This window comes from Desulforegula conservatrix Mb1Pa, assembly GCF_000426225.1.
GTDB classification, from domain to species: Bacteria; Desulfobacterota; Desulfobacteria; order Desulfobacterales; family Desulforegulaceae; genus Desulforegula; species Desulforegula conservatrix.
On record NZ_AUEY01000050.1, the window covers coordinates 23227 to 30192 of the forward strand.

General features: G+C 42.5%; 6 protein-coding genes and 1 tRNA gene. 6 read left to right on the forward strand and 1 reads right to left on the reverse strand.

Annotated features, from left to right (window positions below):
- Positions 1-273 precede the first annotated feature (273 nt).
- The 6 genes from purD (at position 274) to K245_RS24825 (ending at position 6764) form a co-directional block, all read left to right on the forward strand.
- Complete coding sequence (purD, locus tag K245_RS0115335) at positions 274-2040, forward strand: phosphoribosylamine--glycine ligase (RefSeq protein WP_027359944.1); 1767 nt, start codon at positions 274-276, stop codon at positions 2038-2040.
- On the forward strand, positions 2009-2686 hold the full coding sequence (locus K245_RS0115340) for an L-threonylcarbamoyladenylate synthase (RefSeq protein ID WP_051284195.1): 678 nt from the start codon (positions 2009-2011) through the stop codon (positions 2684-2686). The genes purD and K245_RS0115340 overlap by 32 nt, the downstream gene beginning before the upstream one ends.
- Positions 2687-3178: 492 nt before the next feature.
- Positions 3179-4909, forward strand: a complete 1731-nt coding sequence (locus K245_RS0115350) for a radical SAM protein (protein WP_027359946.1) — start codon at positions 3179-3181, stop codon at positions 4907-4909.
- A 37-nt stretch (positions 4910-4946) separates the two neighbouring features.
- On the forward strand, positions 4947-5402 hold the full coding sequence (locus K245_RS0115355; RefSeq protein ID WP_027359947.1) for a YaiI/YqxD family protein: 456 nt from the start codon (positions 4947-4949) through the stop codon (positions 5400-5402).
- 145 nt (positions 5403-5547) lie between these two features.
- A tRNA-Leu gene (locus K245_RS0115360) sits at positions 5548-5633 on the forward strand.
- Between the two features lie 228 nt (positions 5634-5861).
- Positions 5862-6764 carry a tyrosine-type recombinase/integrase gene (locus K245_RS24825; RefSeq protein ID WP_051284196.1) on the forward strand — a complete coding sequence of 301 codons (903 nt, stop codon included), beginning with the start codon at positions 5862-5864 and terminating at the stop codon, positions 6762-6764.
- A 1-nt stretch (position 6765) separates the two neighbouring features.
- On the opposite strand, the gene K245_RS0115370 is transcribed toward K245_RS24825, so the two are convergent.
- On the reverse strand, positions 6766-6966 hold a 201-nt coding region (locus tag K245_RS0115370; protein WP_027359948.1), incomplete at its 5' end, for an ATP-binding protein.

Genomic DNA, 6966 nt, shown 5'->3' on the forward strand with positions numbered 1-6966 from the left:
CTTAAGTGTGTAAAAAATAACTAAAAAAAGCCTCCGGCGGGTCGCTTTTTGAAAAAAGCTCCGCAAAAACTTTTCAGTAATAAAGATAATATACTGTTCTTATGGTAAAATTATAAAGTTCTTGAGGGGTTTAGGGATCTTTTCACAAAAAGTTCCCCAAGCAATGAAACTTATAAATGCTTTGTTCTTCAGACTTCAACATTTAACGGGAACATAGCCATAAATAATCAAATTTATAAAATTCAGAATACTATATTCAGGAGATACACATAAATGAATATCCTTGTTGTTGGAAGTGGCGGAAGAGAACATGCTCTGATCTGGAAAATAAGCCAGAGCCCGAAAGTTAAAAAGATATACTGTGCACCGGGCAATGCAGGGATAGAAGGTCTTGCAGAATGCGTTCCGATAAAGGCTGATGATATTGAAGCACTGTGCTCATTTGCCCAGAAGCATGAAATTGCTCTGACCGTTGTTGGCCCTGAGCAGCCACTTTCAGAAGGCATTGTGGACAGATTCAACAAGGCAGGCCTCAAGGCTTTTGGCCCGAATCAGAAAGCAGCCATACTTGAAGCAAGCAAGGCATTCACCAAAACAATTCTTGAAAAATACAATATAACAACAGCCAAAGGCAAAAATTTCACAAGCTTTGAAAAAGCTGAAAAATACGTCAAAGTCCTCGGAGCGCCTCTTGTTGTTAAAGCAGACGGGCTTGCAGCCGGTAAAGGCGTTGTCGTATGCCAGACAGAAAAAGAAGCCATTGACGCTCTTTCTGAAATCATGAAAGACAAGATCCACGGCGAAGCAGGCAAAAAAGTCGTCATCGAAGAGTTTCTGACAGGAGAAGAAGCTTCTTTTATGGCTCTGACAGACGGCAAGACAGTCCTTCCTCTTCCAGCTGCCCAGGATCACAAGACAGCATTCGATGATGACAAAGGCCCGAACACAGGTGGAATGGGAGCTTACTCCCCTGCCCCGGTTGCTGACAAATTCATGCAGGACAAGATCATGAAGGAAGTAATGATCCCGACTGTCCAGGCCATGGCTGCGGAAGGAAGGCCTTATAAAGGCGTACTTTACGCAGGGCTTATGATCGAACGCGACAAGATAAAGGTTCTTGAATTCAACGCAAGATTCGGAGACCCTGAAACCCAGCCTCTTATGATGAGGATCAAATCAGACATAATTCCTCTCATGGAAGCCGTAATAGATGGGACTCTCCATAAGCACACAATTGAAATAGACGACAAATCCACAGTATGCGTTGTAATGGCAGCAGGCGGATATCCCGGCAGCTATGAAAAAGGTAAAGAAATAAAAGGCCTTTCAGACGCGGCAAAAGTAAGAGACGCCGTTGTTTTCCATGCAGGCACCACCTTCAAGGACGGAAAATTCTTCACAAACGGCGGCAGGGTACTGGGTGTTACCGCGATAGGCGATACAGTTGAAAAAGCCATTGAAAAGGCTTATCAGGCTGCTTCAAAAATTTCATGGGACGGCTCTTTCTACAGAAAAGACATAGGCAAAAAGGCGGTCATCAGACTCAGCCAGCCACCTCAGGTAGGCATAGTAATGGGAAGCGCATCAGATCTTGATGTGATGAAAGAAACCGTTGCCGTTCTCAAGCAGTTCGGCATTACTTATGAAATAATGGTGGCATCTGCCCACAGAACACCTGACAAGGCCATGGACTTTGCAAAAAATGCCAGGGCAAGGGGCATGAAGGTAATAGTTGCAGGAGCAGGCCATGCAGCCCATCTTGCAGGAACAATGGCCGCACACTCAACGCTTCCAATCATAGGTGTTCCGATAGATTCATCCGCCCTTAACGGCCTTGATGCCCTGCTTGCGACCGTTCAGATGCCTCCTGGAGTTCCTGTGGCAACAGTGGCGATCGGAAAGCCCGGAGCGAGGAATGCCGGAGTTCTCGCGGCACAGATGATTTCACTTGCAGACGAAAACCTTGCAAAACTTCTGGATGACTTCAAAAAAGAAATGGCAGAAAGCGTTGAACGTCAGAACAGAAAACTTCCGATATAAAGATCGGTATAATGAAAAGATAGTAAGGATAGATCCGGTCTCACCGGATCTATCCATTATCGAACGCGCCGCCTCGATCATAAAACGTGGCGGCGTTGTAGTGTTTCCCGCCAGAAGCATGTACGGCCTTGCCGCAGATTCACTCAATCCTGATGCTGTTGAAAGAATCTATGAAATAAAGAAAAGATCCGCAGACAAACCCCTGCTTATTCTCATTCCCGCAGACTATGATATTTCAGAACTTGTTAAGGATGTCCCTGAAAATGCCTTGATAATTATGAAAAAATTCTGGCCAGGACTAATAACTGTTATACTTGAAGCAAAAGATCATCTTCCCCAAAGATTGACAGCCGGAACTGGTAAAATAGGAATAAGAATGCCCGGAAACCCGGTTGCAGCTTTTCTCGCCCAACACGCAGGATGTCCGATCACAGGAACAAGCGCTAATATTTCCGACATGGAATCGTGCATCCGAATAAGCGATTTGCCGGAGAGTATCATAGAATCAGTTGACCTTGTCCTTGACGCCGGGACTTTGGCTGGAGGAAAAGGTTCAACCGTTATAGACGCAACAACTGAAAATATCCAAATCCTGAGGGAAGGCAATGTGACGGCAGAGGAACTGTCCCAAGTTATCTATTTTTAGGCATTCTAAATTTTGGATGCCTTACGCCTGATTCCACCCATGAACTGTTTTGCGGTGATTTTTTCAAAAAACGGCAGCCAAAGGCGAAAAAAAGTCCGTGTATATACTTCACATCGTCATAAATTGAACTCTTCTGTTAGATGAAAGGTCATAGGTCGCTTTTTTAAAAAAGCTTGGCAAAAACTTTCAGGTAATTAGACAATACGTGCACAATTTTAGGGCATTTGCGTCTGATCAAAATAAAAACATAAATTTTTTGAGGGGACTTAAGGAACTTTTTACAAAAAGTTCCCCAAGATCCATAAGTCCAAAAAGGATTATTATTTCGCTTTTCAACATCTAAGGGAAACATAGCCTTTTCAAAAGGGTTTTCCAGTAATAATGCGACAACAGGCTTGTCATTCAAACGGCCTGACTCATTTCAAATGTTCAAGCTGCGACATTTGCGGCTTCATCATTTTTGATTAAAGAAAAACTGCCATGGAGCAGAGAATGAAAAAAAGTAAAGAAATTGATTACAGACTTGAAGAAGTTAAATACAGCTCCGGATTTCATGAAGTTGAATCTGGTTACAGGTTTACAGATGGCAAAGCCTCGATAGAGCCTAAAAATATTGAGTCATCAGAATCATACGCCATTCATATAGATTATTATTCGTCTGACAACTCGCTCGACAAGGATCTTAGTATAATTATCAACGGGAATATAGCTCCCCAGATAACCATTAGAAGCACCTTGCCAGACTACGTTAAAATGTTCGTGTTTGAGTTTGATAAACCTGTAAAAATTGAAAAGCTGGATATCCTCAGCTCGTCAAAAAAAATGTCTGAAGTCCCTGATTCTAAGGACAAAAGAGAGCTCGGGATAGCTTTTAAAAGACTCAGGGTTGATTCAGGAGACATAATTACCGGCAACGATGATCTAAAAAATTTCTGCATTGCTCCGTGGATCGAAGGTGTATTGGGGCTTGACGGAGAAATGAAGGTCTGCTGCAGAAATCCCATGCCCATGGGCAACTGGCAGCAAAACGGGCTTGAAACAGTCTGGAATAATGATAAATACAGATTCTTCAGACAACAGGTGAGCAAAGGTGCTTTCCCGAACCGCCACTGTAAAGAATGTTACAATGACGGATCTTTCAGCTCGCACACAAAGCTGTTCTGGGTTTATAACGAATTTGTTGCTAAATATCATTCTGTCCAGAAGAGAGAGACAGATGATTATGACATAGACGCTCTCTACTTCATATTCATGCACAAAATCAAAGCCATGACTCCGGAATATGAAAAAATGTTCTCAAAGTATTTCAGGTGCATCAAAAAAAATGCCTGGAAAGAACGCCATGTTTCATGCACCACGGCAGAATGGAAAAACATTCTGCACAAGCTTGACCTTGTGGGCAAAAGTCTGAAGTCATTTCTTGAATCAAAAGACACTTGCGATGTCATAGCACCGGTTAGACAGGTTGAACTGATAAACAGATGCAACGCAAGATGCATACACTGTCTTGGGCTTCATAACGGATCTGTCTCGACAGGTGGAATCCTTGACGACAAATACGTTGACGAGGCATTTCACAAACACACAGACATCATGAGATTCTTCATGAATGGCACCGAATTTCTTCTATACCCAAAATGGAAAAAGGCGGCTGAAATTCTGAAAAAAAGCGGCAGCAGAGTAGAAATAAGCTCCAACGGAATCCTTCTGACAGAGAAAAACGTCAGGCATATAATTGATAACGGCATTGCAGACGATCTGAGCGTTAGCCTTGACGGAGCCCAAAAAAAAACAATTGAAACGATAAGGGTAAATGTAGAATTTGACAAGCTGGTCAAAAACATCAGGTTCATGCTCAAGCATGCAAAAAATGCAAAAAAGCGGCCTGAAATAAGTTTTTCATTCGTACTGATGAAAAAAAACTATAGAGAGCTGCCAGAGCTCATCAAACTTCTCAACAAACTGGGTGATTCAGACAGATCAATATCAGAAAAGATCAAAATATCCATAAGACCCCTCGAGTATTACGGCACATCAGAGAACTACATAAAATTCTATGAAACCCAGCATCATTCATTCATTTCAAAAATTGATCTGATTTATGTTGTTATCAGAACCGTCATGGAATCACTGAAAACAGGTATTAAAATCAATATATTCGGAATGACGGTCAAAAAATTCATTGCATATGGATTCCCGTTTCCAGGACGCTATGAAGGATAGTTATTCATTTTTTTAAAATACATCAGAAGGTTGTAAAATGATAATATGGGTGGACGCAGATGCTTGCCCTGTGGTGATCAAGGATATCTTATTCAGAGCGGCAGAACGCACAGGAGTTCAGCTGACTCTAGTAGCTAATCAATATATGCGCATACCAAAGTCTCGCTTCATAAAAATGCTTCAGGTAGAATCAGGATTTGATGTGGCAGACAATGAAATAGTTAAAAGACTTGGGCCAGGAGATCTTGTAATAACAAGCGATATTCCATTGGCTGCGGAAGTTATCGAAAAAGGAGGGCATGCTCTAAGCCCTCGCGGAGAACTATATTCAACCGACAATATACGAGAACGCCTGAATATGAGAGATTTCCTGGACACCCTTAGAGGCAGCGGAATAGATACAGGTGGACCTCCTCCGCTAAACCAGAGAAACAGGAACGATTTTGCCAATCATCTGGACAAATTCCTGACCAGATATTTAAGGAGCTCATAACAAAGCAAAATGCCAAATGCCTTGCACTGCTGACGAAGCTTTGGCAAAAGGCTCAGAGGTCTGATTTCAGAGCTTTGCAGCGACAAAACATTAAAGATTATTGATTGACATATATATTTTTTTTAACTAAAAAAGCAGAATCTGTGCCGGAGTGGTGGAATGGTAAACGCAGCGGACTCAAAATCCGCCGAGCGCAAGCTCTTGAGAGTTCGAGTCTCTCCTCCGGTACCAGACAAACATCCAAAGATGTCCAATAAAGTGCACAAACCCCTTAGAAATAAGGGGTTTTTTATTTTCATTAGTCCAATAAAGTGTTATAAAATACCCCTAAATCCAAGCGTTTTTGGGGTATTATCGGGGGTATCTTTTTCATAAGCACAAATACCCCTGACATAAATACCCCCAAAAGCCTGAAAGCCTCAAATACAAAGCCTTCAAATTAATCAGGGGGTATTGAGTATGCCAAAGAAAAACACATCAGGATTGACCGACGTTAAAGTTAAAAGCTCGAAACCAGCAGACAAGGCTTATAAGCTTTTTGACGGTGACGGCCTTTTTCTTTATGTTTCGCCAAGCGGTGGAAAGCTCTGGAGGATGAAGTACCGCTTTGAGGGAAAAGAAAAGCTTCTTTCCTTTGGCGCATACCCCACAGTGAGCCTTGCAGATGCCAGGGAAAAGCGTTTTGAGGCAAAGAAGCTTCTTGATAAAGGCCTTGATCCAGGGGCATTAAAAAAGGCCGAAGAAGCAGAGATTACAGAGCGAATAGAAAACACCTTTGAAAACATTGCCCGTGAATGGTTTGAAAAATTTTCAGCTCAATGGACAGAAGCCACAGCGCAAAAGAAAATCAGAAGGCTTGAAACTATAGTCTTTCCTGTCATTGGCTCAACTCCCGTAAAAGAACTAAAAGCACCTGATGTTCTGGCAATATTAAGAGCAACGGAAGAACGAGGCGCGGTTGATCTGGCACACAGACTTAAAATAGCATGCAGTCAGGTTTTCAGATACGCCATAGCCACAGGCAGAGCGGAAAGAGATCCTACAGCGGATTTAAGAGGCGCACTACCCCCAATTAATGTTACCCACAGAGCGGCAATAATAGAGCCAGAAAAGGCAGCAGAGCTTTTAAGAGCCATAGACCGCTATAATGGAACCTTTGTAGTTAGATGCGCCTTGAAGCTTTCCCCAATGTTCTTTGTAAGACCTGGAGAGCTGAGAAAGGCGGAATGGGCAGACGTTGACTTTGACTCTGGCTTATGGAGCCTCCCTGACAAGCAAATGAAGATGAAAAACCCTCATATGATCAACGACAATTATTTTTCCGTGTCAGCGACAGTTATAATTCCCGATCCAGTTTCCTAATTTAAGGCGCATTTTCCTCACTTTTTTCCTCGTTAATTTTCTGTTTTGACTTTTCCAGCCTGTAGCTTGGCAAGTTAAGTTCAAGAATGATGCTATGATGTACAAGTCTGTCAATGGCAGCGGCGGTAGTCATGGGATCCTTGAAAATCTGCTCCCATTTGGAAAAGGGAAGATTACTTGTGAGCATGACAGATCCACGTTC